We start from the raw sequence: 23,195 nt of genomic DNA, 5'->3' as shown, positions 1-23,195 counted from the left end.
TCGCTCGTCTACCGGACAGATGATTGCCGGTCGGTTTAGAGCAATTGTACCACGAGGGTTACGGCGACGCTAAAAACGGCCCGACCTGCGCCATAAACGCTTCCGGCTGCTCGTCTTGCACCAGCAGGCTGGCTTGATTGATCGTGACCACCTTGGTCGCCACCCGCGTCCGTACAAAGTTGCTGGCTAACGCTAGCGGGCTGGTCTTCGCGTCACTCCCCCACACCACCAGCGTGGGTTGCGTCAGCGTCGCAAACGTAGGCGCGATATTGCAATTGAGCAGGCTGCTGAGAAAGCAGATCGGCGCATAGTACGCACCGGGGCTGCGACACGTCTGGTAGAAGCCTTCCAGCCGGTCAGGAGTGATGTTATCTGGGTTAGCGTAGGCTTGGTTGGCAAGGAAGATGCGGATACTGGTGCGAGTAGTGAGCGCCTCGTAGAGCACCCGCCCGAATGGGCTGCGCAACAACTGGTAGACTGTGTACGCCGCGATGCCGGGGCCGCGATCGAGCTGGCCGATCCCGGTCGGGCAAATCAGCACCAACCGACTCACCAACTGGGGCCGGCGAGCGGCGGCCAGCACCGCATAGGCCGCGCCGAGCGAACTGGCTACCAGCGCCGTTGGTTCGCCGATCCGGTCAAGCATTGCCGTGATCAGATCGACATATATCGCAGCGCGGTACCGCCACGGCGGGCGGCTCGAATTGCCATACCCGAGCAGATCAATCGCATGGACGGCAAACTGCCGGCTCAGCCGTTGAAACGGCTCGCGCATCTCGAATGTCGATGCCGCCGCATTGATGCTATGGATCAGCAGCACTGGTCTGCCAGCGCCCGCTTGATACGTAGCAATCTGTTGATCGCGCCAGCCGAAGTAGGTGGGGGCCACCGGTAACAGGGGTAACGCAGTATCTTGCGCCATAAAGTATCTTCCTGTCTGTTGGCTGCCGGGAGGCAAGAGTGCGGATCCCGCTTGCTATTATGCGCTGAAATCAAATGAAATGCAATGATTTGTTTTATATGCAAAGACTGTACAGGAAAGAAAGGCGGGGTATAATGCAGAGAGATGTAGCGATGTATGTTCACAACATAGAGGGTGGGCGTTGTTGGCGACCTGTATGCCGGCGAGCGGGGAGCGCGGGCCGCTGGCCCGCCTATCAGTCTGAACCGTCGCAAAACGATTCGCGCACGCAGGTCATAGACGAGTAAGATAAGGATTCGGGGTATGTCTTCGCCCACGCGCTTCGCGCCAGCGCCGCTCGACTCGTATGCCGTCAAAGTCACCTACGGTCTTGCGTATGTAGGCGGCTTGCTGGTATTGCCGCAATTATTCGCGTATCTCGCTAATCTCCGCTGGAACGGTTTGCAGGTGCCGCTGGGGTTAGCGTCGGCGCTGGCCTTGTTTCTCTTGCTGAGTTACGCCTTCCAACCCAAAGCGTACCGGATCGACCCCGATGCGCTGGTGATTGAGCGGCGCTGGGCGCCGGCAGTGCGCATCCGGTTTGATCAGATCAGCGGTGTGTCGCCGGCCACTGCTCTGGCCGATATGCCACGGTTTGGGTTGCGTTTCGCCTTCAACGCCGGTGTGTTCGGTTATCAGGGGCCGTTTCATCTTGACCCGTATGGCCGCGTGGCGCTTTTTGCCACCAACCGGCAGCGGCTGGTCGCGATTTCACGCTACGATGCGTCGGTGGTGATCATTAGCCCTGACCGGCCCCGCGATTTTATCGCTGCCCTCAATGAGCAACGGCTTGCTTCAGCCACTAAACGCTTGCAAGAGTTGGCGGAGGTGAGCAATGCGCTTTAGCGCTCTGAGCCAACTCCATCTGCGTTGCCGCTACGAGCAATTCATTCCCGGCGCGCTGCACCCCGATGGCCGGCGGTATCTGCCGCAGGTAGTGGTAACGCCGCTAGACGCCGGGCCTGACACTGCTTCAGACACCACGCTGTGGCTAGTCGATCGCCATCATCGCGTCGATCCGGAGCTAGCAGGTCAAGTGATCATTGCCCGCCTGCTCTGCGCGCTAAGCACGGTGCAACTGCAAACCCCGCCGTTCCGCGCCGGGTTCACGCCGCCGCCACACATTGCCCCGGCAGTGCCGTTACGCGAACCCATCGTCTATGGCCGGGTCGCTGCGGTCTTGGCATGGGAAGTGCAGCGCGAACATCTGCCGTTCGAGACGCTCTACACCGAGTTAGTGATTGCCTTGGCTGATGACACGGCGATCGGCTTGCGCACGACGCTCAGCGCGCCGCGGATCGCCGATCTGATCGGCAGTGATCACCTCACGATTGGCGATTGGATCGAGGTGCGCCGGTCACGGATCGACATTTTGGCGTTGGAACCTATCAGCGTCGCTGCTTCACGCCTGCCGCACACCCCGTCGTAGGAAACCTCATCACCGTACCGTTGCGCGCGCCACTCCACGCCGGCGCCGCATCGCATAGCCGTAATACCCCATCAACTCTTCCATCACGCTGGGCCACGAGCGGCGTTCGGCGGCGGCCCGGCCCGCCAACCCCTGCTCCATCCGGCGGGTATCATCGGCCAGCAACTCGCGCAGGCGAGCGCGCAAATCGGTCGCAACGCCGGGAGTAAACAGATAGCCATTCTGGCCGTGCTGCACCAGATCAATCGCACCGCCGGCCCGCGCCGCCACCACCGGCAGCGCCGAAGCCATCGCCTCTTGAATGACCTGACCAAAGGTGTCGGTGTCGGACGGGAAGACGAACGCATCGGCGCTGGCATACGCCGCCGCCAACGCTTCTCCCTTCAGATAGCCGGTAAAATGCACCGGCAGGCCGGCGCAGCGTCGCTGCAATTCGGGCCGGAAGGGGCCATCGCCGACGATCACCAGCCGCGTATCGGGCAGGCCGCGAATCGCTTCGGGCAGCAGTTCGACCCGCTTTTCGGCGGCGACGCGGCCAACGTACAGCACGATGCGCTCACCGGGTTGCGCGCCGACCGCTGCACGCCATGCCTCGCTGCGGTGGCGGGGATGGAACCGCTCCACATCAACTCCTCGTCCCCAAATCCGCAAGCGGCGGAAGCCGGCTGAGCGGAGGACGCGCAGCGTAAAGCTCGACGGGCAGAGGTTGATCCGGCAGCGGTTGTGGATCCAGCGCAGCCACGCATTGACGCCGTGCTGCAAAAAGCCGAAACCATAATGTCGGCTATACGCGCCGAAGTCGGTATGGTACGAGGCGATCAGCGGCAAGCCGAGGCGACGCACAATGCCGGGCACAATCGCCCCCAACACCACCGGCCCCACTAAATGCACCACATCGGGCTGAAAACTGCGCAGGCGGGCCGTCAAGCCGGGTTGGGGTGGCGTCAGTTTCACTTCGGGGTACATCGGCAGCGGCATCCCGCTCAACGGCACAATCTCAGCGCCGGCATAGCTCTCTGGCGCACCCTGCGGCGCAAACAGCACCGCCTCATAGCCGGCGCGCTGCACATGTTCCAGCAGCCGGCAGAGGGTAGTTGTCACGCCATTCACGTCAGGCAGAAACGTTTCCGCGATCAGCGCCACACGCATGGCATCAGCTCCAGACGAAGAGCGGACATCCTACAATGTTGCTGACATAATACAATGCGGGTGTTAAGCGGGTATGCGCTCAGGGTTAAGCGTGCGCTAACCGCCGGCTAAATCTCGTGCAGAGATAGCCATCCATGCCATCACCGGTTACGATAAGCCGGTATAATATGTAGGGGCGCATCATCCCTCGCCCCAGAGATACAGACACTCAACCGGCGAGGCTTCGCTCGCTCCTAAGTATGGTAGATTGGATGGAGGACACACCACTATGGCCGACGCGATGGCGGCTAGCCGCGACGCTTGCCACCAACGGCTGGCAACGATCTTTCCGGCCGGGGCGCTGGTCTGGATTGAAGCCGAAGAATATGATGCTGACGGCATGTTCTGGCGTGTAACCTTGCTCGCCCGGAATACATCTGGTCAATGGGAACGCCAGCGTTACCGTTACGACATACCGACCGAAGTGGTCTTCTTTATGGGTTCGACCCCCATCAGCGAGGAAGAAGCAGCTCGCATTCGACGCACTGCGCCGCGGCTGCCCACCGGTCGCACCCTGCAAGCGAGGGCCGTATGACCTTACAACCAATGGACTCACCGCGCCGGTTTGGCAAGCGCAGCCTGATCGTGCTCGCGGTACTGGGAGTGTTGCTCTTACTCATTTTGCTGGCGCTGAGTATGGATGCCGGCGAGCAGACCCGCTTCCTCACCGGCGGCGGCAGTGTGCTGGTGCTGGCGCTGCCCGCTTTTCTGGCCGGCGTGCTCAGCTTTCTCTCGCCATGTACGCTGCCCATCTTGCCGGCCTACTTTGCCTTCACCTTTCAGGCCAGCGGCCACGGGCGGGCGCGGGTCGCCACTATGGGCATCGCCTTCTTCCTCGGCCTTGCCACCACCATGACGTTGCTCGGCGCTAGCGCCACCGCCCTCAGCGGCTTGCTCTTCGCCAACCGCAGCACCCTCACGTTCTGGGGTGGGCTGGTTATCATCGCCTTCGGCATCATGGGCATGCTCGGCAAAGGCTTCGCCGGCCCGCAACTGCAAGAGCGTCCAGCCGCCACCTTCGCCGGTTCGTATCTCTATGGCGCGACTTTCGCCCTTGGCTGGACGGCATGCGTCGGGCCGATTTTGGGCGCGTTGTTGACCCTGCTGGCCGCCACAAGTGACGTTGCTATCTTGCAAGGAGCCGTGCTGGCGTTCATCTACTCGCTGGGGCTTGGGCTACCGCTCATTCTGATCGCCACCTTCTTCCAGCGGCTCGGCGCCGGTTCGCGCGTATGGCAATTCCTGCGCGGGCGCGGTTTCACCGTCAACCTGTTCGGACGCGAACTCTTCTTGCATACGACTAGCTTGCTCAGCGGTGCGCTGATGGTCGTTATGGGCCTGCTCTTGGCGACCGGGCGGCTGGAATGGATTTCTCAGCAAGCAAACGCCACCCCTATGGCGCAGTGGTGGGTCGAAATTGAAGCAGCGATTGGCCGGCTGTTTGGGCTTTGAGGACGTATGACAGATACACCCATTCGCGCTGCCGGTTGTGTTGTGCTGGCCCGTGATGAAACGGGCCGGCATCTTGTCTTATTGATTCAAGATCAACAAGGCGTCTGGACATTGCCCAAAGGCCACGTTGACAATGGCGAGAGTGATGAAGCAGCCGCAGTGCGTGAAGTCGCCGAAGAGACCGGGATCCATTGCTCGCTGGCCGAGCGGCTCGAACGGGTGACGTATCCGGTGTACCGGCGCGGGCGCTGGCGCGACAAGCAAGTCACCTTCTTTCTAGCCAGCGCCTCGCCCGAACCGCCGACCCCGGCGTTGGCTGAAGGGATTCGCGCCGCAGCATGGGTGCCGCTCAACGACGCCATCCGCCAGATCGGCTATCGCCAGTTGCGCGTGTTGCTCCAGCGTGTGGCGCGCCGGTTAGGGCAGGGAATGGGGAGTGATAAGTAGGGAGGAACGCATCCATCCATAATAGAGATAACCGTCTCTAACAACCGGTGAGCAATGTCGCCCTGCGAAATCATCTCACCCCCGCCCCTTCTCGCATCCCGCAAGCAGACGTGCTATAATGCAACATACAGCGCGCCAGCATGCCAGCGCTCAACGTTGAGCGCCAGCGCCTTGATTGTTGCGCAAAGCGAATTGTGTTAAGGATACCACCGTGAAAGTTACGACCGAAAAACTGCCAAAGAGTCTCATCTCATTGCAGATTGAAATCGACCAAGATCAGTTCGAGCGCGGCCTCGATCAGGCAGCGCGCCGTCTGTCGCAGAAGTTTCCCATTCACGGCTTCCGTCCCGGCAAAGCGCCGCGCTTTATTATTGAACGCACCTTCGGGCGTGCGGCGCTGATCGAAGAGGCCACCGAGGATCTGATCAATAACGCCTACAAGAAGGCAATCCAGCAAGAGCAGATCGAAGTGATCGGCCCGCCCTCCCTCGAACGGATCGACTCGCTGGAGCCGTTCATCTTTACGGTCAAGGTGCCGGTGCCGCCGACGGTTACGCTCGCCGATTACCGCAGCATCCGCGTGCCGCTGAACGTCGAGCCGGTGACCGATCAGATGGTCGAGCTTGAGCTTGAGCGCATGCGCGAAGAACACGTCATCTTGCAAGAGCTCGACGAGCCGCGTCCGACCCAGCAAGGCGACCGGCTGCGGGTGCTGCTCAGCACCAAGGTCGAAGGCGACGAGGATGAAGCCGAGGCCGGTGACGAATCTGAAGCTGAGTCTGAGGCTTCCGGCTCGGAAGAGCAGCTCGACCTTGAGCCGAACCGGTTGGTAGACGAGCTGTACCAAGGGCTGATCGGCATGAACGTGGGCGAGAAGAAAGAGATCGTTGCGACGATGCCCGACGATCATGCCGAAGAGTCGATCCGCGGCAAGAAAGTGACGTTCAAGGTTGAGGTGCTGGGTGTTCAGCGCCGGATCGTGCCGGCATGGGAAGAGCTGCCGGGGTTGGTGAATTTCACCGGCACGCTCGATGAACTCAAGGCCAAGGTGAGGGCTGATCTCGAAGAGGCCGAGCGCCGCCGCGCCGAGCAAGCGTTGCTTAACGCCTACCTTGAGCAATTGGTCGAGCAGACCACCTTCGATATTCCCGATGTGATGATCCGCGATCTGGCGCACTCGATGCTGCACGACCAAGAGCAGCAGTATGCGCGCTACGGCATCACCCTCGAGCAGGTGTTGCAGTATCGCGGCATTACCCACGATCAGGCGGTTGATGAACTGCTACCCGAAGCCGAGCGTCAGACCAAGGTGACGCTGGCGCTCAGTGAGGTGATTAAGCAGGAAGGGTTGACCGTCACCGACGACGCGATCGCAGCCGAGATCGAGCGCATTCTGGCCGACTACGAGGAGGAGCGGCGGCCGCAACTCAAAGAGATGCTCAACTCTCAACTGCGCTCCTCGGTCGCGAATGTGGTGCTTGATAAGAAACTTCGCGCTCGCCTCGCCGAGATTGCCCGCGGCGAACCGAGCGCAGCGCCGGACGCTGAACCGGCCACCGAAGCCACTGCAACGGATGATCAATCCAGCCGTGCAACAACTGAATCGTGAGGAGTACCCTATGAATTGGTCAACGCGCTATAGTCACGACTGGCGCAGCATGCCGAGCCCGGAATGGCTCTCGCAACGGCCGGAATTGCTGATTCCGATGGTGGTCGAGAGCACTAGCCGCGGCGAACGCGCCTTTGATATCTATTCGCGCTTGTTGAAAGAGCGGATCGTAATTTTGGGCACGCCAATTGACGATCAGATCGCTAATCTGATCGTCGCCCAATTGCTCTTCCTTGAGAGCGAAGATCCCGATCGCGACATTTGGCTCTACATCAACAGTCCGGGCGGGTCGGTCACAGCCGGTCTGGGAATTTACGACACGATGCACCACATCCGCCCGGATGTGGCGACGGTCTGTGTCGGCATGGCCGGCAGCATGGCGACGCCAATTCTAGCCGGCGGGGCCAAAGGCAAGCGCTACAGCCTGCCCCACTCGACTATTCACATGCACCCGGCCGGCGGCGGCGCCCGCGGCTACGCGCCCGATGTCGAGATCATGGCCCGCGAGCTGCTCCGGCTGCAACAGGTGGTGCGCGAATTGCTGGCCAAAGATACCGGCCAACCCATCGAACGGATCGCGAAGGACTTCGACCGCGACCTGTTCATGACGCCGGAGCAAGCCAAAGAGTACGGCATTATCGACGAAATCCTCACCCGCGAGGAAAAGAAGTAACGACGCCCGGGCGGGTGCGACCGCCAGTGCCCGCCCGCTCGTCTGGAGAATCCCCCATGACTCGTACCCGTAATCCCGGCCGTGATCCGTATGCCTGCTCATTCTGCGGGCGCGGACAGGATGAAGTGCAACGCTTGATCGCCGGCCCCGGCAATGTCTTCATCTGCGATGAGTGCGTCGCGCTGTGCAGCGCCATCATCGCCGAAGAGAGTGATCAGAAGACGCCGGCGTCGCGGCGCACGCCGCCCCCCGGACCCGCTCGCTTGCCGACGCCGCGCAAGCTCCGCGAAAAGCTCGATCAGTATGTGATCGGGCAGGATCGGGCGAAAGTCGCCTTGTCGGTGGCGGTGTATAACCACTACAAGCGCGTGCGGGCCGGCGCCCGGATCGATGATGTCGAAATCAGCAAGAGCAATATTTTGCTGATTGGGCCGACCGGCAGCGGCAAAACCTTGCTGGCCCAAACCATGGCTCGCATCCTCGACGTGCCGTTCGCGATCGCCGATGCAACTGCTCTGACCGAAGCCGGGTACGTAGGGGAAGATGTCGAGAATATCCTGCTGCGCTTGATCCAAGCTGCCGATGGCGATGTCGAACGCGCACAGACCGGCATTATCTACATCGACGAGATCGACAAGATTGCGCGCAAGTCGGATAACCCCTCGATCACGCGCGATGTGTCGGGCGAAGGGGTGCAGCAGGCGCTGCTCAAGATCCTCGAAGGCGGCGTTGCTCACGTGCCGCCGCTGCCCGGACGCAAGCATCCGCAGCAAGAGTATATTCCGTTTGACACCACGAATGTGCTCTTCATCTGCGGTGGTGCGTTTGAGGGGATTACCAACATTATCGCCAAACGGCTGCGGGGCAAGCAGGCGATCGGCTTTGGCAGCAATCCGGTGAAGACGATCGATGAAGAGGGGGCGTTGCTGGCCCAGATCACGCCCGACGATTTGATGCGTTTCGGTTTCATCCCCGAATTTGTCGGGCGGTTGCCGGTGATCGTCGCTCTCGATCCGCTCAGCCGCGAGGCTATGCTGCGCATCTTGACCGAGCCGCGTAATGCAATTATTAAGCAGTATCAAAAGCTGTTCGCGCTCGACCATTGTGAGCTGGAGTTTACGCCCGACAGCCTTGAAGCGATTGTCGATCGCGCTATGAATGCTCGCACCGGCGCCCGCGCCTTGCGCAGCATTGTCGAAGAGATCTTGCTTGAGGTGATGTTCGAGATCCCGTCGCAAGAGCATATCGGGCGTTGCATCGTCAACGCCGAGGTGATTCAAGGCCGGGGCCGGCCCATTCTAGTGCCGCGCGCCGATTATCGCCGCCGGCTAGATGAAGCCGTCTAGTGGAGAGCCGTATGGCGTGCGGCTCCTGCACGGCGTGCGGCCCAACGTGAACGAACGAAGTATCCGTATGCCATTATTTCATCGCACATCACAACGCGCAGCTGATCAACCGCCACCTAAACGTCGGATCTTAGTGGCCGACGACGATCCCTCGATTGGCCGCCTGATCCAGACGGCCTTGCCGGTGCAACAGTATGAAACGGTGGTGGTGGCAAATGGCATGGAGGCGCTGAACGCCTTCGAGAAAGACCAGTTCGATCTGGTCTTTCTCGATGTCATGATGCCCTTCGTTGACGGGTTCGATGCCTGCGAGCGCATTCGCGCCAAGAGCGATGTGCCGATCGTGATCATCACTGCCCGCGACGGCACCGATGATATTGTGCAAGGGTTCCGGCGCGGGGCCGACGAGTATATCACCAAGCCGTTCAAAGTGGCCGAGTTTGTCGCTCGCGTGGAAGCGATTTTGCGCCGGGTAGACATGCAAAAGGCGCGCACGGCGCCAACCTTCGTGCAAGTGGGTGATCTCGCTATTGATGCCATCGCGCACAAAGTATCGGTGCGCGGCGCCGAGATTAAACTGACGCCGATGGAGTTTGAGCTGCTCTATTTCCTCGCCGCCAACGCCGGGCAGGTCTTCACCCGCGAGGTGCTGTTCCGCGAGGTGTGGGGCTATGAATACGTCGGCGAGACCAATCTGGTCGATGTGTGCGTGCGCCGTTTGCGCGAAAAAGTTGAGGTGGAGCCGTCCAAACCGAAGGTCATTCTGACGGTGCGCGGCGTTGGTTACAAGCTCGAACGAGCATAGACCGGAGTGCGGGTTTATTCAAAGACGCCGAAGTGCAAAGAGGTTGATGGGCAAGCGCAGCGATCCTTTGGCCCGCAACACTCTTCGCAGCTTCGCGTTTTTGCGTCATCTGTATATGAAGGCAGGAACTGAATATGCCCTCCTCACATGTGTTTGTTTCGCGCCATCCGCTGGTGCAACACAAACTGGCGCTCTTGCGCAGCAAGTGGACTGAGCCGAAGAAGTTTCGCGAATTGGTGCGCGAGATTGCCCAGTTGCTGTTTTACGAAGCGACGCAAGATCTGGCGCTAGCGCCGCTGACCGTCGAGACGCCGCTGGCCAATTGCGAAGGGTTTGAAGTGGCCGAGCGGATCGGCATTATCCCGATTCTGCGCGCCGGCCTCGGCATGGCCGAAGCGATTGTTGACATTCTGCCGACGGTGCATGTCTGGCACCTCGGCCTCTACCGCGACCACGAGACCTTGCAGCCGGTGACGTACTACAACAAGCTGCCCAGTAAGCCGGATATTGACCTCTCCATTATCGTTGACCCGATGCTCGCAACCGGCGGCTCGGCAGTCGCAGCGGTGGATATTCTCAAGCGGTGGGGCGCTCAGCGGATCAAATTCCTCGGCCTGATCGCCGCCCCGGAAGGGGTGCGCGCGCTGTCGGAAGCCCATCCCGATGTAGCCATCCATCTGGCCGCAATTGACAACCACCTCAACGAGCGCGGCTACATCGTGCCCGGCCTTGGCGATGCCGGCGACCGCCAATTCGGAACGGGGTAGCGACCCTTGCCCCTGCCCCCTCTCCCGCGCTGGGGTGCCCCCTTGTCATTGCGAAAGGGCGCACCCATTTGTCATTGCGAGGGCGCGCAGCGCCCGAAGCAATCTCCCGCTGTAGCGAGCGGAATGCCTGCGCGCACCACTCCCGAGCTCGGAGGCGATTGGGTCGCCGCCTTGCGGCGGCTCACCATGACAGACAGGGGGTGGGGCGTGCGTAGCCCCCACTCCAACCCTCCCCCGCTGGGGAGGGAGCCGCATTGTCATTGCGAAGGGGCGCACCCATTTGTCATTGCGAGGGCGCGCAGCGCCCGAAGGAATCTCCCGCTGTAGCGAAGGCGCCTGTCGTTGCGACGTTGCATTTAGACGGCTTTCCTCATATCATAAGCGGGAGTTTCGCATTTTGAGGTAAAGCGACTATTGCATGCTTGTCACATTGGCCCTGCTCGGCGCGCCGCTGATCGCCTTCGCCGTCACGGCGCTGCTCACCCCGCCGCTGATCCGGTTGGCGCGCCGTGAAAGCTGGGTAGCCAAACCCGGCCCGCGCCACGTTCATCGCGAGCCTACGCCGGTGGTGGGTGGGTTGGCAATGATCGCTGGCTTAGTCGCTGCGATCGTCGCCAGTCTCGCCTTTGAATCGCTCGATCCTGCTTTGCGGCGCTCGCCATTTGAGCATCTGCGCATTGGGTTGCTCTTGATCGGGCTGTCCATCATTGCGTTTGTGAGCTTGCTTGACGACCTCTACGACCTGCCGGCGTTGCCGCGCCTCGGTGTGCATATCATCGCGGCGCTGGTGGCGGTTGGGCCGTATCTGTGGGATCACACCCTCTACCCCGATGCGCTCGGCCAGCCGACAGAGGCGCGCGGGATTATTCTGACCGCGTTCAACTTTCCCTTTGTGAACCAGATTCATCTTCATAACCTGAGCCCATGGCTGGCGATCGCCGCTACCGTTTTCTGGATTGTGGGTATGCAGAATATGGTGAACTGGATCGATGGCCTCGATGGGCTGGCAGCGGGAGTGACGTTGATCGCCGGGTTGGTGCTGGCGCTGCACACGCTCACCCTCGACCCGCCGCAACTGACGGTTGCGCTGCTGCCGCTGGCGCTGAGCGGTGCGTGTGCGGCGTTCCTGCTCTACAATACCCATCCGGCCCGCATTTTTATGGGTGATGTGGGGGCGATGACGATCGGCTACACGCTAGGCATCTGTGCGCTGATTGGCGGGGCTAAGCTGGCGACGGTCTTGCTGGTGCTGGGGGTGCCGATCGTGGACATGGTGTGGCTGATTCTGACCCGCACGCTGCGGGGTCGTTCGGCGGCGCAAGCTGGACGTGATCATCTGCACCATCGTCTGCTTGACCTTGGCCTCAGCCAGCGACAGGTGGTAGCCTGTTATTACGGCTTAAGCATCGCTTTTGGCGCGATTGGGTTGCTTGATTTCTTTACCCCGCTGATGAAATTGGTGGCGTTGCTAGTGCTGGCTGGGATGGTGCTGGTGGTGTTGCTGGTGTTGCAGCCGAAGCGCGGGCTGGCGTGATAGCGGAGAGGTTTTTTACCGCCGAGGGCGCGGAGGACGCAGGGGTACCTTACCAACTCTTTGCGCGACTTGGCGTATAGCCCCTCACCCCCAGCCCCTCTCCCACCTCACGACGGGCGAGGGGGAGCCGCATGGTTTGTGGGAAAGGCATGGGCGAGCGTCAGCAGCGCTTAGCTTCTGCGCTAGTGGGGATGGACTAGGGGGGAGAGGAACCGGTGTTTGCCGTTGAGAACGCCGAGGACTCAGGGGATGTCACCGGACGAACCCTTTGCGCCCCTTGACGTTCGCTGCGCCTTTGCGGTTCCCCCTCTGTGCCTTTGCTCGCTTTGCGGCTTAATAGTTGCCCCCCTTTCCCCTCCCCGCTGAGGGAGGGGTTTGCGGTAAGGGGATATACATCCGCCCTTAGCCGGTTGCTGCGCTTACCACAGCAGGTATCATACAGAGGGAAGCAGCGGTGATATCGCAGCAACCCATACGTAAACTATGCGCTAACCCAGACAGGCACTGCCTATGCGACGCTTTCTGGTGCTCGTCATTGCGCTCTGCCTGATCAGTGTGGATCATGCAGTCTTAGCCGTCTCGCCGCCAACGCGCGCGACGATGCCGCAGGCGCGCACGGCGCCGCCAACTCGCCCCGGCCCGACGATCGAAGCCTATGTGCGCCCCGAATTTGCGGCGCGGATGCGCCGTTTGCGCGGCTCGATCCTAGCAGCGGCGGCGCGGCATAATCACCCACAGTTGTCAGGGATGAGCAACCGCGAATTTGCTGAAGTGATGGCTACGATCCTCTACAACGAGAATTTCGGGTGGGCAGAGGAGCTGGCACCGCCGTTGCGCATGGTGACGCCGTGGTACCAAGTTGCCCAACAGCAAGCCAATTTGAGCGGCATGGGGGCCAATTTTAGCGTCTGGCCGGCCAATCTGCGGCCCTCGGTGGCCGCCGAAATACTGGCCGGCGAGGTGCCGCTGGCCGATGGCAGCGTGCTGCGGGTGCCGTTGCGGGTGGAAGGCAGCCGGATCGATCCGGCGCAGTTTGCCGATCAGCGTGCGCTGTTTGCCGCGATCACCGCTGAGATTAGCGACGATGAGCTGGCGATTAACTACCTTGCCGCCAACCTCGAACGCGGCATCTTGCGCGCGGTGATCGAAGGCCAGCCGATCTCGTGGCGCACGTTGGCGGCGTGGCACAATCAGGGCATCGTTGATCCGGTGGCGATCCGGGCCAACCTGACCGCTCGCGACTATGTGCGCCGCGCGTCGACCTACCTGCCGCTGGCGCGGGCGTTGTTCGCTGCCACTAGCCGGGCCGAAGCGCGGGCGGTGTGAGAACGTAGAGACGGACAACCGTCCGTCTCCATACCACGACGCCAAGCAGGCTCTACATTTTTTGCCGCAACACCCATTTCGCCGCTTCCAGCACCGGCACGACGGTCAGCGCTACCAGCACGACAATCAGCCAGTCATTCAGCGAGAGCGGGAAGGTGCCGAACGGTTCGTGCAGGAAGGGCAGGTAGACGACTCCTGCTAGTAGCAGCAGCTCCCAGAGGATGGCGAGGTTGAGCCAGCGGTTGGCGAAGGGTCGGTGGAAAACCGAGAGGTGATCGGAACGGAAGTTGTAGGCTTTGAAGAATTGGATGAGCACCAACGAGACGAAGGTCATGGTCATCGCCTCAACCATACCGCGCCCGCTCTGCAAGGCCCACACGAAGAGCGCGATGTTGACCAGCGCCGACCAGAAGCCGCCGATCATCATGAGGCCGACTACCGGGCGGGTGAAGATGCCGCGGCGCGGATCGCGCGGCGGTTGGCGCATGAGATCGTCGTTGGGCGGATCGACGGCGAGCGCTAGCGCCGGTAGGCCGTCGGTGGCGAGGTTGACGTAGAGGATTTGCACGGCGGTGAGCGGCAACGGCAAGCCCGCTAGCGTCGCGCCGGCCATCAACGTGATCTCGCCGATATTCGACGAAAGCAGGTACATCAGGTATTTCTTGATGTTGCCAAAAATGCGCCGCCCCTCTTCAACCGCGGCCACGATCGAGGCGAAGTTGTCGTCGGTAATGGTCATCGCCGCCGCTTCTTTGGTGACATCGGTGCCGGTGATGCCCATGGCAATGCCAATGTCGGCCTTCTTGAGCGCCGGTGCGTCATTGACGCCATCGCCGGTCATTGCGACGACGTAGCCTTTGCGTTGCAGCGCCGCCACGACGCGCAGCTTGTGCGCCGGCGCCACGCGAGCATAGACATCCACCGTCTCGACGATGCGGGCAAAGTCGTCGTCGCTGAGCGCGTCGAGTTCGCTGCCGGTCATGACCCTGCCGTGGCGCAGTAAGCCCAATTCGCGCGCGATCGCAGTCGCGGTTAAGGGATGATCGCCGGTGATCATCACCACCCGGATGCCGGCCTGCTGGCAGGTAGCGATGGCAATCTTCGCTTCGGGACGGGGCGGATCAATCATGCCCACCAGACCGAGCAGGGTGAGTTCATGCTCGGCATCGTCTAAGGTGGCCGGGGTTTTGATGGCGATGGCCAGCACACGCAGGGCAGCGCCAGCCATCTCTTGCGCCGCATTCAGCACTCTTGCCCGATCGGATGGGGTGAGCGGAGCGGGGCCAGTTGGCGCTAGCCAGTGGCTGCACGCCGGCACAATCACCTCCGGCGCCCCCTTCGTATACGCTACCGTGACGCCACCCATATCGTGGAGCGTCGTCATGCGCTTGGTTTCGGAGGAAAACGGGATTTCGGCCACTCGTGGCGCTTGGGCAACCAGTTCGTCAACTGCCAACCCGGCCTTGGCCGCCGCCACCACTAAGGCCGCTTCGGTCGGATCGCCCTGCGCTTGCCAGCGTTCGTCGCGATACACGATGCGGGCGTCGGAAGCGAGCGCCGCGCCGCGCAAGAGCTGGCGGACGGCTTCATCAGGCGGCGTAGGTCGATCATTCAGCCGGAACTCTCCCAACGGCGCATACCCCGACCCGGTGATGTCCCACCACTGGCCGGCCACAGACAACCGTCGCGCGGTCATCTCGTCTTTGGTCAAGGTGCCGGTCTTGTCGGTGCAGATCACTGACGTGCTGCCAAGCGTCTCGACGGCTGGCAAACGCCGCATGAGCGCATTACGCTTGACCATGCGTTGCACGCCAATCGCCAACGAGATGGTGACGACGGCGGGCAACGCTTCGGGCACCACCGCTACCGCCAGCGCAATCCCAAAGATAATCATCTCGACCAGCGGCTGGCCGCGCCAGAGACCGAGCACGGTAATCACAGCAACAATTACCAGCGCCGCGCGCGCCAGTGTATGCCCCACCCGGTCGAGATTCTCTTGCAACGGCGTGCGCCCGGTCTCGATCGTCTGCAACATGGTCGCAATCGTGCCGAACTCGGTCTGCATACCGGTCGCGACCACGATCCCGCGCCCGCGGCCATAGCTCACCGACGTGCCGGCATAGACCATATTCCGCCGTTCGGCGACCGGCGCCGTAGCCGGCACGAGCAGATCAATCGTCTTCTCGACTGGCAGCGACTCGCCGGTCAGCGCGGCCTCTTCGATCTGGAGATTCACCGCCTCGATCAGGCGCAGGTCGGCGGGCACCCGATCGCCGGCGCGCAACAGCACCACATCGCCGGGCACCAGATCGCGCGCCGGAATCGCTTGTTCGACGCCATCGCGCAGCACCGTCGCGTTGGGTGCAGCCAAGCGACGCAACGCCTCAATCGCCCGCTCGGCGCGGTATTCTTGGATAAAACCGAGCAGCACGGCGAAGAGCACAATCACCACAATCGCAATCGACTCGATGCCGTGGCCGAGCAGCAATGAGAGACCGGTGGCGATGAGCAGAATGATAATCAGCACATTCTGGAACTGGGCCAGCAACATCGCCCACGGCGACACCCGCGTCGCCGCCTGCAACTCGTTGGGGCCGTACTGGGCCAAGCGGCGGTCAGCTTCAGCGCTGGTCAAACCGGCAGGTGAACTGTCCAACTCAGTATAGATTTCGGCGAGGTCACGGCCATGCCACGGCAAGCGTGACTCGGTGCGAGACGGGGCAATGATGACCATAACGGACGCTCCTTCGGCAAACGCAAAGGTGCCTGAGGTGAGGATAGCACATCGTTGCAAACAAAACAATGATGAGGGGATAGCGGAAGGTTAATGAACTGCTCCCGCTTGGCGCCTTGTGTCGTTGCCCCCACCCCAACCCTGCCCCGCTGGGGGAGGGAATAGGTTGTGTACCGCCGAAGACGCCGAGGGCGCAGAGGATGAGAATCAGTTCAAACCGCTTTGCGCCCTCTGCGGTCTTGGCGTTAAGAATCTCTGCACCTTTGCTTGCTTTGCGGCTTGAGGGTGGCAGGAGATGGGCAATAGAGTGTGGCGAGTTCCTAATCAGCGAACGCGCCCTGTTGCGCGGCGGCGCGGCGGGCAGCGCGCCGATCGGCGACAATCCGGCGGGCGCGGCGCGGCAGGGGCGCGCGTAGCGGTAGGGCAGGTACGGCCAACAACACGATGGCGGCGCCCACCCGCAGATCAAAGGTGGGAACGGAAATGGTCGGGAAGGGGTAATAGACCAGCGCGGCTGGTTCGATCAGGCGCAACGCGGCGATGGCGATCAACGCAGTGCCGGCAGCGATGCAGGCGATGGTGTCGTGGCGGCGCCAGCGTTCACGCCGGTACGTGGTGCGCGGCACACTCCGGCTGAGTTGGCGAGCGGCCCAGCCGGTAAGCAGCAGACCGGCGCCGGCGAGCGGCGCCATCAGCGGAAATGCTGCCGAGCCGGTCCAGAGCCAGCCAATCAATGCACCGGCTAGACTGCTGAGGCCGGCCAGCAGCATCAGCATCCGGCCGGTGGCTGGGGTTGTAGCGAGCGTGCGCCCATAACCGCGCGCCTCAAGCGCCTCGGCCAATTGCAGCGCCCGTTCGAGGCTGCCGGCCAGCAGTGGCCCAGCCAGCGCCCACCAACTGCGTAAGCTGCCAAAGCGGTGACCACGCGCGCGTTGGGCAGCGGTGATGGTTTGGATGGAGCGCACTAACCCCGGCGCAAAGGCAATCGCGATCGTAACCGCTAACCCGGCGTGGAAGAGTGAGCGCGGTGCCAGTCGCAACAGCCGGTGGTGATCGACCAGTGCATTAAACGCGCCAAAGATCAGCAGCAAGGCCCACAACCCCAACCCGCGCGTCGCCCCCCACGCCAGCGCTTCGGCAGTGATCGGCCCACCCAACACAATCCCGCCCAACCAGACCGGCAATTGCAAGGCGGGCAACGCAACCAGCACCGTCACACCCCGCGGTCCGCCCACCGTCACCACGGCGAAGATGACATAGCCGAGCCAGATGATCGCTCCGGCGCGGGCAAAGAGTGAAAAGCTGCGCGCCAACGGGCGATCGTCGCGTCGGGCGGCAGCGACGTACGTTACCGCCAGCATCAACAAGATATGGTAGAGCGGGTGTGGGGCCAGTGTCGCGATCGCAGCGGCGGCGACCAACCACCAAAGCCAGGTGCGGGTATGCATAGCGAGCCTTTCTGCCACGCTGAGGCGCAACGCGGTTGGTTGAGAATGCCCGACGAGGCTATGACTCAACCGTGTGTTTTGATTCCCGTTTACATCCTGATCGTCAACGCCGCTAATGCCACAACTTCGCCGATCTCGCACAGCGCGCCGTAGGTATCGCCGGTCAGACCACCGAGATCCCGCACCCACCAGCGCGCCAGCAGATGCGCGACCGCCAGCACCAACGCCGCCGCGATGATCCCGGCCAGACCAGCGATCAGCCATGCGCTGCCCAGTATCAGCACTGACGAAAGCCAGAGATCGCGCTGCTGGACGTGTGAGTTAAACATCCGGCCCAAGCCGCCCTCGCGAGCGGGGGGGAAGCGATAGATGCCGTAGCAATCGGCCCAGCGGCCAAGCATCGGCGCTAATAGCAATGCCGGCCATGCCACGGTTGCGCTGGCGATGAACGCCACCTTCAGCAAGATGATCATAATCAGCGCAATCGCCCCCATCGCGCCGATCCGGCTGTCTTTCATAATCTCTAGCTTGCGCTCACGCGAACGCCAGCTCATCACCGCATCAAACGTATCGCTGACGCCATCGAGGTGCAAGCCGCCGGTGACAATCCCCCACGTCGCGACGACCAACACTGCCGCCACCAGATCACCCCAAAGCGGGCGGGCAACCGTATCAACGGCGACCATTGCGCTACCGATGATCAATCCGGCAGCCGGGAACCACGGGATCGCCCGCGCTACGCTCTGCTCATTCATCGGCGGTAGACCGGGTAGCGGAATAATGGTGAGAAAGCGGATAGCTTCGAGCAGGCCATTGGCGGGTCGAGCCGGCGATTCGCTCATAGTCGTCCTCCAAGAGGAGGCACGGTATTGACCGTGCGGATAATGATTGACGCACCGTAGACATCAAGCGCAGTGATACTACCCAAATCGATCCGCCAGCGCCAATGATCGGCGATCGGGGTATTGCAGCACAAACAGAGCACGAGCTGAATAGGCGTGGCATGCGTCGCCACCAGAATCCTGCCGCCGCGATAGGTCGCCAACAGCTCCTGCCACGCCGCCGCCACTCGTGCCACCGCCTCAGTCAGACTCTCGCCGCCGGTAGGCCGCCCGTTGACCCCTAGCGCCCAACGCGCTTGGGCATCGGCAGGAAAACGTCGCGTCACTTCGCGGTACGTCAACCCCTCCCACAACCCCTGATCAACCTCAATCCAGCGCGGGTCCTCCAGCAAGGGGGTAGAACGATGTTGCAGCAGGGCCTCGGCCAACGCGCGCGTGCGCTGGGTAGGGCTGGCAATGGCGTGCGTAAAGGGCAACGGGCGCAGCCGGTTCGCCGCCGCTGTGTGCTGGCGCAGGCCGTACTCGGTCAGCGGGCTATCACCGCGCCCTAGATACCGGCGCGCGCGGTTGGCTTCGGTTTGGCCATGGCGAACGAACCAGATACTGGTGCGCATAGTGGTGCAAACTCCTCAATCCTCGCCGTATGCCTAGAGCCGCACCGCCGTGCGGATCTCCTCCCGACCGTGCCATCGCTGCCGGCTTGACCGACCGGCACCCGTGCCGCATAGGTCCCGCTGCTGTAGGAAGCCACACGGCCTGCGGCTTTACTGTTGTGCGCCGGGATGGCGTCGTCTGACCGCCACGACAATACCGCCGATCAACAACGCCGCCAGCGCCGCAAAGCCGAGCCATTGCCCGGCATTGCCGGTCGCCGCCGGTGGATTGGATGCTGCTCCACCCGCTGGTGCTGCTGTCATTGTGGGCGCTGCCGTTGCCGTAAGTACTGCTGTCGCGGTAGACGCTGCGGTCGCTGCGGGCAATGGCGTCGCGGTAGGCGCTGCGGTCGCTGCGGGCAATGGCGTCGCGGTAGGCTCAGCCGTCGCGACCGGTTCCGCTGCTGCACTCCGGCACACATCGGCAAGTTCTAGACTAGGCGGCGCCGCGCCGCCGCTGGCGTCACCCGGCCCCCATGCCCACCCGTGCAGATCGCCATCGCTGACCCGCACGCTGCTCGCGCCGAGATTAGAGTAGCGCCACGCACCCGCTTCGCGCCGGTAGAAGGCCCAATACACTGCCCGGCCCTGCTGATCGCGGGCGCAGAAGCAACTGGTGGCCGGATAATCGCACCCTTCGCGCCCGATCTTGCACACCGCCGCGCCGATACTACTTTGCTGGCTAATCACCGGCAGGCCACTGCGTTCGAGCAGCTCTAACCCGCTAATCGACGGCTCGCTAAACTCGACGCACGCGGTGACGACTTCGCCATTGCCAAACCGCACGACCACCCCGGCGCGGTTCACCGCCGGTTGGGCGGCAGCCACGCCGGAGAGGAGCGCGATCGCAACCAAGACAATAAGTTGAAAAATCTGCTTCATCGCTGTACGGGCACAGCACTGCTGTGCCCTGAACGTCTTCTTCCTTATCCCGCCTGCGCCCGCCGCACCGCGACCCCTGCCGCAAGCGCCAGCAAGCCGGCCAACGCCAGCAGCGGCAACAGCGGCTGCGCTTCGCCTGCGGTGCGCGGCAACGTCGTCGCCGGCGCAATCAGGCTTTGCGCCGCCGGGATCGAGGCCGTCACCACCGGCAATGCCTTCCCGGCCAGCGCCGGAATGGCCTGATACGTTGCCAGCGCATTATCATCGGGCATCGCGTTCTGATAGCGGAACGCGCCGCTGCTGTTTTGGAAGGCGGCCAACGCGCTGAGCGGCGTTGCGTCGCCTTGCTTCCACGCTGCGCCGCTGGGATCTTCGCCGAGGGCAATGATCGCCATGACCACCGCTGCCGTCGAGTTGGCATCGCTGGCGTTGCCGAATGGCGACGCCTGCGAGTAGGGGAAGCCGCCGTCGGGGTTTTGCTGGCCGCGCAGGTAGGCGCGCGCTGCATTCAAGGCATCGGCGGCGCGGGCCCGGCCAGCCAGCGCCATCACTGCTAACGCTGTGGTATTCGTATCGCTGCCGGTCGCCGCGGCGCCGTCGAAGCTCCAACCGCCATCGCGCAGTTGCAACGCGATCAGCCGGTCAATCGCCGCCGCCGGCGGCTGCACTCCCATGGCCTTGATCGCCAGCAACGCTAGCGCATGGCCGTAGACATCGCTGCCGTACTGGCCGGTGGCTGAATTGTAAGCAACACCGAGCTGTTGGGCCAGATTACTCCCGCCAAAGTTGAGCGGATCGCTCTGAGCGGCGACGGCGGCCAAAATCAGTTTGGCCGTTGCGCCGGCGGTTGACATGCCGTAAGTAGCTGACTGTCCGGCAAGGTAGCTCACGGCATTGGCCGGCGGTTGCTGGCCGCCGGCGACAAAAGCGACGATCGCGTCAGCGGTATCGCCCGGCCCAAAACCGGCAAAGCTGCCGTCAGCCTGTTGTTGGCCGGCCACCCACTTCAGCGCCGATTCGACCGCCGTACCCTGCGCGGCGACCGGCAGCCAAGTGGCGATGCTCAACACGATAGCAAGGAATAGTGCAAGAACCCGGCGCATCATGCAGATCCCTTTCGTTCAAAACAACATTACCAAGACGATCGTTTGATGGTCCCAACAACAAAAACCCCTTCCACGGCTGTGGAAGGGTGTAACGACGAAAGCAAGACGGATGCCGATCTTGCGCGCGCCTCACCCCCTTTCCAGCGCGGGCGTGATAGCGAACAAGTAGGGACGGGCATTCTGGCTCGTCGCCAACGGCGACCTACAGTAGCGTGGACTGCGCCGGCCTTTGACCGGACTTCCCCCAATTAAGCCCTTCGCTTCCTCCGGGCTCCCTACTGGCGGGGTTGTTGCCCCGCAATTGCTTATATTCAATTGCGGCGATAGTACCACAATTGCTGCTGCGCGTCAACGAAGGCGGGAGTAGTGAGTAGGGATTGGGAATTGTCAATCTCCCCATCTCCCTACCTCCCCATCATCGCAATTGCCCCAGCACCTCGGCCAATACCGCAATCGCCCGCTCGTACTCGGCCAGCTCAACGTGCTCGTCGGGGGTGTGGTCAAGGCGCGAATCGCCCGGACCGTAGGCGACGATCGGGCATTGCCACGCTGGCCCGACCACATTCATATCGGCGGTGCCGGTCTTGTGCAAGAAAGCGGGTTGGCCGCCGTGTTGGCGAATGGCGCGCACAAAGGCGCTGGCCAGTGGCGTGGTGCGCGGGCTTTGGAAGGCCGGGCATGCCCCTTCAAACGTCACCTCAGCCGGGCCGGCCAGCTCACGCAGCCTCCCGGCCAGTGCGTCCGGATCGACGCCGGGCGGCAGGCGCAGGCCAACCGTCGCCTCGACCCATTCGGTGATGCCATCGCTGCCACTCTGCACCCGGCGCAACGAAGGGATTAATTGCTCGAACAACCGCTCGCGCCCGGCATTGACTGTCTGGCAATGGTGTTCAACCGCGTACCAAAAGTCGACCATCTGTTCCGGCGCGGCCCGCTGCTCGCCGGCGCTGTGAGCTGCCGGCTGGGCGTAGCGGTAGTGGGCAAGCAGACGACCTTTGTAGCCAAGCGTAATCCGATCCCAGCCGCTCGGCTCGCCGATCACGCAGAACGCCGGGCAATAGCGGTCGCGGGCGGCATGGGCGCCGCGCGAACTGGCCGCCTCTTCCTCGGTCGCGCCAACGATCGCGAGCCGGCAGTTGAGCGTGCCGGCCAATTCGGCCTGCCGCGCGGCCCACACAAATGTCGCTAGCGGCCCTTTGGCATCAACCGCCCCTCTTCCGTACAGTTTGCCATCTTCAATCCGCACCGGCACCTCACCCGGCACCGTGTCGATATGGCCGAGCAACACCACCAGCGGCCCGCTCGTACCCACATGCCCCACTGCGCTGCCCGAATCATCGACGAACGCCTCCCAGCCGAATGCCGCCATCTGCTCGACCATCACCTGCACCGCCGCCGCTTCGTGGCCTGACAACGACGGCGTGTGCAAGAGGCGAATGAGAAATTCAACAGACTCATGCATTATTTCGCACTCCTCAATCTTACGCCGATATACATTGCGCTATTCCCTATTTATTTCACCCTATGGTATTATGCACGATGTGTTTGCCGAGTTCCCAACTAGACCGGAGATGATATGTCCGCATCATTCGCTTTTAACGCCGATTTACGTACTCTCAAACAGATCCGGCGTTTCATAGCTGATGCGGCCGACAATATCGGCGCTCGCCGGGATAGCATCGACGATATTGTGTATGCGGCCAACGAGCTGATTTCCAATGCGATCACCTATGGCTACGGCGGCCAAGCTGGCCCCATTTGGGTCGATGTCTGGAACGATGGTGGTTCGCTGTGTGTGCGCATTTGCGATGCCGCGCCGGCTTTCAACCCGCTCAATGTGCCGCTGCCGCGCAATCTGATCGGGCGCGGCCAGCAACGCGCCGGCGGGTTGGGGCTGTTTTTGTCGCGCCATTTGCTCGATGATTTACAATATCGAGTATTGCCTGAGGGCGGAAATGAATTAATATTGGTGAAGTGGAATGCCTTTTAGCGG

22 protein-coding genes and 1 riboswitch are annotated in these 23,195 nt (G+C 62.2%); of the genes, 13 read left to right on the top strand and 9 right to left on the bottom strand.

The features are described from left to right. Positions 1-58 precede the first annotated feature (58 nt). Positions 59-922: an alpha/beta hydrolase gene (locus tag U9R61_RS00775; protein ID WP_322486919.1), complete on the bottom strand. Its 864-nt coding sequence runs from the start codon at positions 920-922 to the stop codon at positions 59-61. A gap of 303 nt (positions 923-1,225) precedes the next feature. On the opposite strand from U9R61_RS00775, the gene U9R61_RS00770 reads away from it, so the two are divergent. Together U9R61_RS00770 and U9R61_RS00765 are read left to right on the top strand one after the other, a co-directional pair. Next, complete coding sequence (locus tag U9R61_RS00770; protein ID WP_322486918.1) at positions 1,226-1,807, top strand: PH domain-containing protein; 582 nt, start codon at positions 1,226-1,228, stop codon at positions 1,805-1,807. Continuing rightward, entirely contained in the window at positions 1,797-2,390 is a 594-nt protein-coding gene (locus U9R61_RS00765) for a hypothetical protein (RefSeq protein ID WP_322486917.1), read from the top strand. The genes U9R61_RS00770 and U9R61_RS00765 overlap by 11 nt, the downstream gene beginning before the upstream one ends. A gap of 9 nt (positions 2,391-2,399) precedes the next feature. On the opposite strand, the gene U9R61_RS00760 is transcribed toward U9R61_RS00765, so the two are convergent. Next, complete coding sequence (locus tag U9R61_RS00760) at positions 2,400-3,539, bottom strand: glycosyltransferase family 1 protein (RefSeq protein ID WP_322486916.1); 1,140 nt, start codon at positions 3,537-3,539, stop codon at positions 2,400-2,402. Between the two features lie 268 nt (positions 3,540-3,807). On the opposite strand from U9R61_RS00760, the gene U9R61_RS00755 reads away from it, so the two are divergent. The 10 genes from U9R61_RS00755 (at position 3,808) to U9R61_RS00710 (ending at position 13,537) form a co-directional block, all read left to right on the top strand. Then, a complete protein-coding gene (locus U9R61_RS00755) occupies positions 3,808-4,113 on the top strand; it encodes a hypothetical protein (protein WP_322486915.1) in 306 nt (101 codons plus the stop codon). Further along, on the top strand, positions 4,110-5,030 hold the full coding sequence (locus U9R61_RS00750) for a cytochrome c biogenesis CcdA family protein (RefSeq protein ID WP_322486914.1): 921 nt from the start codon (positions 4,110-4,112) through the stop codon (positions 5,028-5,030). Before U9R61_RS00755 ends, U9R61_RS00750 begins: the two co-directional genes overlap by 4 nt. A gap of 6 nt (positions 5,031-5,036) precedes the next feature. Then, positions 5,037-5,477, top strand: a complete 441-nt coding sequence (locus U9R61_RS00745; protein ID WP_322486913.1) for an NUDIX hydrolase — start codon at positions 5,037-5,039, stop codon at positions 5,475-5,477. Positions 5,478-5,688: 211 nt separating this feature from the next. Beyond that, positions 5,689-7,086: a trigger factor gene (gene tig, locus U9R61_RS00740; RefSeq protein WP_322486912.1), complete on the top strand. Its 1,398-nt coding sequence runs from the start codon at positions 5,689-5,691 to the stop codon at positions 7,084-7,086. 10 nt (positions 7,087-7,096) lie between these two features. Further along, positions 7,097-7,759: an ATP-dependent Clp protease proteolytic subunit gene (locus tag U9R61_RS00735; RefSeq protein ID WP_066790546.1), complete on the top strand. Its 663-nt coding sequence runs from the start codon at positions 7,097-7,099 to the stop codon at positions 7,757-7,759. Between the two features lie 56 nt (positions 7,760-7,815). Further along, positions 7,816-9,105, top strand: a complete 1,290-nt coding sequence (gene clpX / locus U9R61_RS00730; protein WP_322486911.1) for an ATP-dependent Clp protease ATP-binding subunit ClpX — start codon at positions 7,816-7,818, stop codon at positions 9,103-9,105. Positions 9,106-9,172: 67 nt separating this feature from the next. After that, positions 9,173-9,910, top strand: a complete 738-nt coding sequence (locus U9R61_RS00725; RefSeq protein ID WP_322486910.1) for a response regulator transcription factor — start codon at positions 9,173-9,175, stop codon at positions 9,908-9,910. 134 nt (positions 9,911-10,044) lie between these two features. Further along, positions 10,045-10,677: a uracil phosphoribosyltransferase gene (gene upp, locus U9R61_RS00720; RefSeq protein ID WP_322486909.1), complete on the top strand. Its 633-nt coding sequence runs from the start codon at positions 10,045-10,047 to the stop codon at positions 10,675-10,677. A gap of 418 nt (positions 10,678-11,095) precedes the next feature. Continuing rightward, positions 11,096-12,211, top strand: coding sequence for an MraY family glycosyltransferase (locus U9R61_RS00715; RefSeq protein ID WP_322486908.1), 1,116 nt, complete (start codon positions 11,096-11,098; stop codon positions 12,209-12,211). 510 nt (positions 12,212-12,721) lie between these two features. Then, positions 12,722-13,537 carry a hypothetical protein gene (locus U9R61_RS00710; RefSeq protein WP_322486907.1) on the top strand — a complete coding sequence of 272 codons (816 nt, stop codon included), beginning with the start codon at positions 12,722-12,724 and terminating at the stop codon, positions 13,535-13,537. 52 nt (positions 13,538-13,589) lie between these two features. Here the strand turns inward: U9R61_RS00710 and U9R61_RS00705 are convergent, their stop codons facing one another. From U9R61_RS00705 to U9R61_RS00675, 7 genes are all read right to left on the bottom strand, one after another. Beyond that, positions 13,590-16,271 carry a cation-translocating P-type ATPase gene (locus U9R61_RS00705; protein WP_322486906.1) on the bottom strand — a complete coding sequence of 894 codons (2,682 nt, stop codon included), beginning with the start codon at positions 16,269-16,271 and terminating at the stop codon, positions 13,590-13,592. Positions 16,272-16,591: 320 nt separating this feature from the next. Further along, on the bottom strand, positions 16,592-17,719 hold the full coding sequence (locus U9R61_RS00700; protein ID WP_322486905.1) for an energy-coupling factor transporter transmembrane component T: 1,128 nt from the start codon (positions 17,717-17,719) through the stop codon (positions 16,592-16,594). Between the two features lie 89 nt (positions 17,720-17,808). Further along, the gene (gene cobS / locus U9R61_RS00695) at positions 17,809-18,561 is read right to left on the bottom strand and encodes an adenosylcobinamide-GDP ribazoletransferase (RefSeq protein ID WP_322486904.1); all 753 of its coding nucleotides are present in this window, start codon (positions 18,559-18,561) and stop codon (positions 17,809-17,811) included. Then, entirely contained in the window at positions 18,558-19,175 is a 618-nt protein-coding gene (locus tag U9R61_RS00690; protein ID WP_322486903.1) for a histidine phosphatase family protein, read from the bottom strand. Before U9R61_RS00690 ends, cobS begins: the two co-directional genes overlap by 4 nt. 150 nt (positions 19,176-19,325) lie before the next feature. Then, positions 19,326-20,096, bottom strand: coding sequence for a hypothetical protein (locus U9R61_RS00685; RefSeq protein WP_322486902.1), 771 nt, complete (start codon positions 20,094-20,096; stop codon positions 19,326-19,328). A gap of 44 nt (positions 20,097-20,140) precedes the next feature. Continuing rightward, complete coding sequence (locus tag U9R61_RS00680; protein WP_322486901.1) at positions 20,141-21,202, bottom strand: prenyltransferase/squalene oxidase repeat-containing protein; 1,062 nt, start codon at positions 21,200-21,202, stop codon at positions 20,141-20,143. Between the two features lie 151 nt (positions 21,203-21,353). Next, positions 21,354-21,495: riboswitch (cobalamin riboswitch) on the bottom strand. Between the two features lie 122 nt (positions 21,496-21,617). Continuing rightward, the gene (locus U9R61_RS00675) at positions 21,618-22,664 is read right to left on the bottom strand and encodes a [LysW]-lysine hydrolase (protein WP_322486900.1); all 1,047 of its coding nucleotides are present in this window, start codon (positions 22,662-22,664) and stop codon (positions 21,618-21,620) included. A 114-nt stretch (positions 22,665-22,778) separates the two neighbouring features. Between U9R61_RS00675 and U9R61_RS00670 the strand changes: the two genes are divergently transcribed. Then, positions 22,779-23,192 (top strand): ATP-binding protein, encoded by a 414-nt coding sequence (locus tag U9R61_RS00670; protein WP_322486899.1) that lies wholly within the window; start codon positions 22,779-22,781, stop codon positions 23,190-23,192. Positions 23,193-23,195 lie beyond the last annotated feature (3 nt).

The sequence above is a fragment of the Chloroflexus sp. genome (assembly GCF_034431535.1).
Taxonomy (GTDB): domain Bacteria; phylum Chloroflexota; class Chloroflexia; order Chloroflexales; family Chloroflexaceae; genus Chloroflexus.
Note: the sequence above shows the minus strand (reverse complement) of the source record. Positions and strands in the feature narration are given on the sequence as shown.

Coding starts and splice junctions, on each gene's coding strand:
- clpX (WP_322486911.1), top strand. CDS start 7,816: ATGACTCGTACCCGTAATCCCGGCCGTGATCCGTATGCCTGCTCATTC.
- U9R61_RS00685 (WP_322486902.1), bottom strand. CDS start 20,096: ATGAAGCAGATTTTTCAACTTATTGTCTTGGTTGCGATCGCGCTCCTC.
- U9R61_RS00710 (WP_322486907.1), top strand. CDS start 12,722: ATGCGACGCTTTCTGGTGCTCGTCATTGCGCTCTGCCTGATCAGTGTG.
- U9R61_RS00670 (WP_322486899.1), top strand. CDS start 22,779: ATGTCCGCATCATTCGCTTTTAACGCCGATTTACGTACTCTCAAACAG.
- U9R61_RS00750 (WP_322486914.1), top strand. CDS start 4,110: ATGACCTTACAACCAATGGACTCACCGCGCCGGTTTGGCAAGCGCAGC.
- upp (WP_322486909.1), top strand. CDS start 10,045: ATGCCCTCCTCACATGTGTTTGTTTCGCGCCATCCGCTGGTGCAACAC.
- U9R61_RS00770 (WP_322486918.1), top strand. CDS start 1,226: ATGTCTTCGCCCACGCGCTTCGCGCCAGCGCCGCTCGACTCGTATGCC.
- U9R61_RS00690 (WP_322486903.1), bottom strand. CDS start 19,175: ATGCGCACCAGTATCTGGTTCGTTCGCCATGGCCAAACCGAAGCCAAC.
- U9R61_RS00715 (WP_322486908.1), top strand. CDS start 11,096: ATGCTTGTCACATTGGCCCTGCTCGGCGCGCCGCTGATCGCCTTCGCC.
- U9R61_RS00705 (WP_322486906.1), bottom strand. CDS start 16,271: ATGGTCATCATTGCCCCGTCTCGCACCGAGTCACGCTTGCCGTGGCAT.
- U9R61_RS00775 (WP_322486919.1), bottom strand. CDS start 922: ATGGCGCAAGATACTGCGTTACCCCTGTTACCGGTGGCCCCCACCTAC.
- U9R61_RS00760 (WP_322486916.1), bottom strand. CDS start 3,539: ATGCGTGTGGCGCTGATCGCGGAAACGTTTCTGCCTGACGTGAATGGC.
- U9R61_RS00680 (WP_322486901.1), bottom strand. CDS start 21,202: ATGATGCGCCGGGTTCTTGCACTATTCCTTGCTATCGTGTTGAGCATC.
- cobS (WP_322486904.1), bottom strand. CDS start 18,561: ATGAGCGAATCGCCGGCTCGACCCGCCAATGGCCTGCTCGAAGCTATC.
- U9R61_RS00735 (WP_066790546.1), top strand. CDS start 7,097: ATGAATTGGTCAACGCGCTATAGTCACGACTGGCGCAGCATGCCGAGC.
- U9R61_RS00765 (WP_322486917.1), top strand. CDS start 1,797: ATGCGCTTTAGCGCTCTGAGCCAACTCCATCTGCGTTGCCGCTACGAG.
- U9R61_RS00675 (WP_322486900.1), bottom strand. CDS start 22,664: ATGCATGAGTCTGTTGAATTTCTCATTCGCCTCTTGCACACGCCGTCG.
- U9R61_RS00755 (WP_322486915.1), top strand. CDS start 3,808: ATGGCCGACGCGATGGCGGCTAGCCGCGACGCTTGCCACCAACGGCTG.
- U9R61_RS00725 (WP_322486910.1), top strand. CDS start 9,173: ATGCCATTATTTCATCGCACATCACAACGCGCAGCTGATCAACCGCCA.
- U9R61_RS00700 (WP_322486905.1), bottom strand. CDS start 17,719: ATGCATACCCGCACCTGGCTTTGGTGGTTGGTCGCCGCCGCTGCGATC.
- U9R61_RS00745 (WP_322486913.1), top strand. CDS start 5,037: ATGACAGATACACCCATTCGCGCTGCCGGTTGTGTTGTGCTGGCCCGT.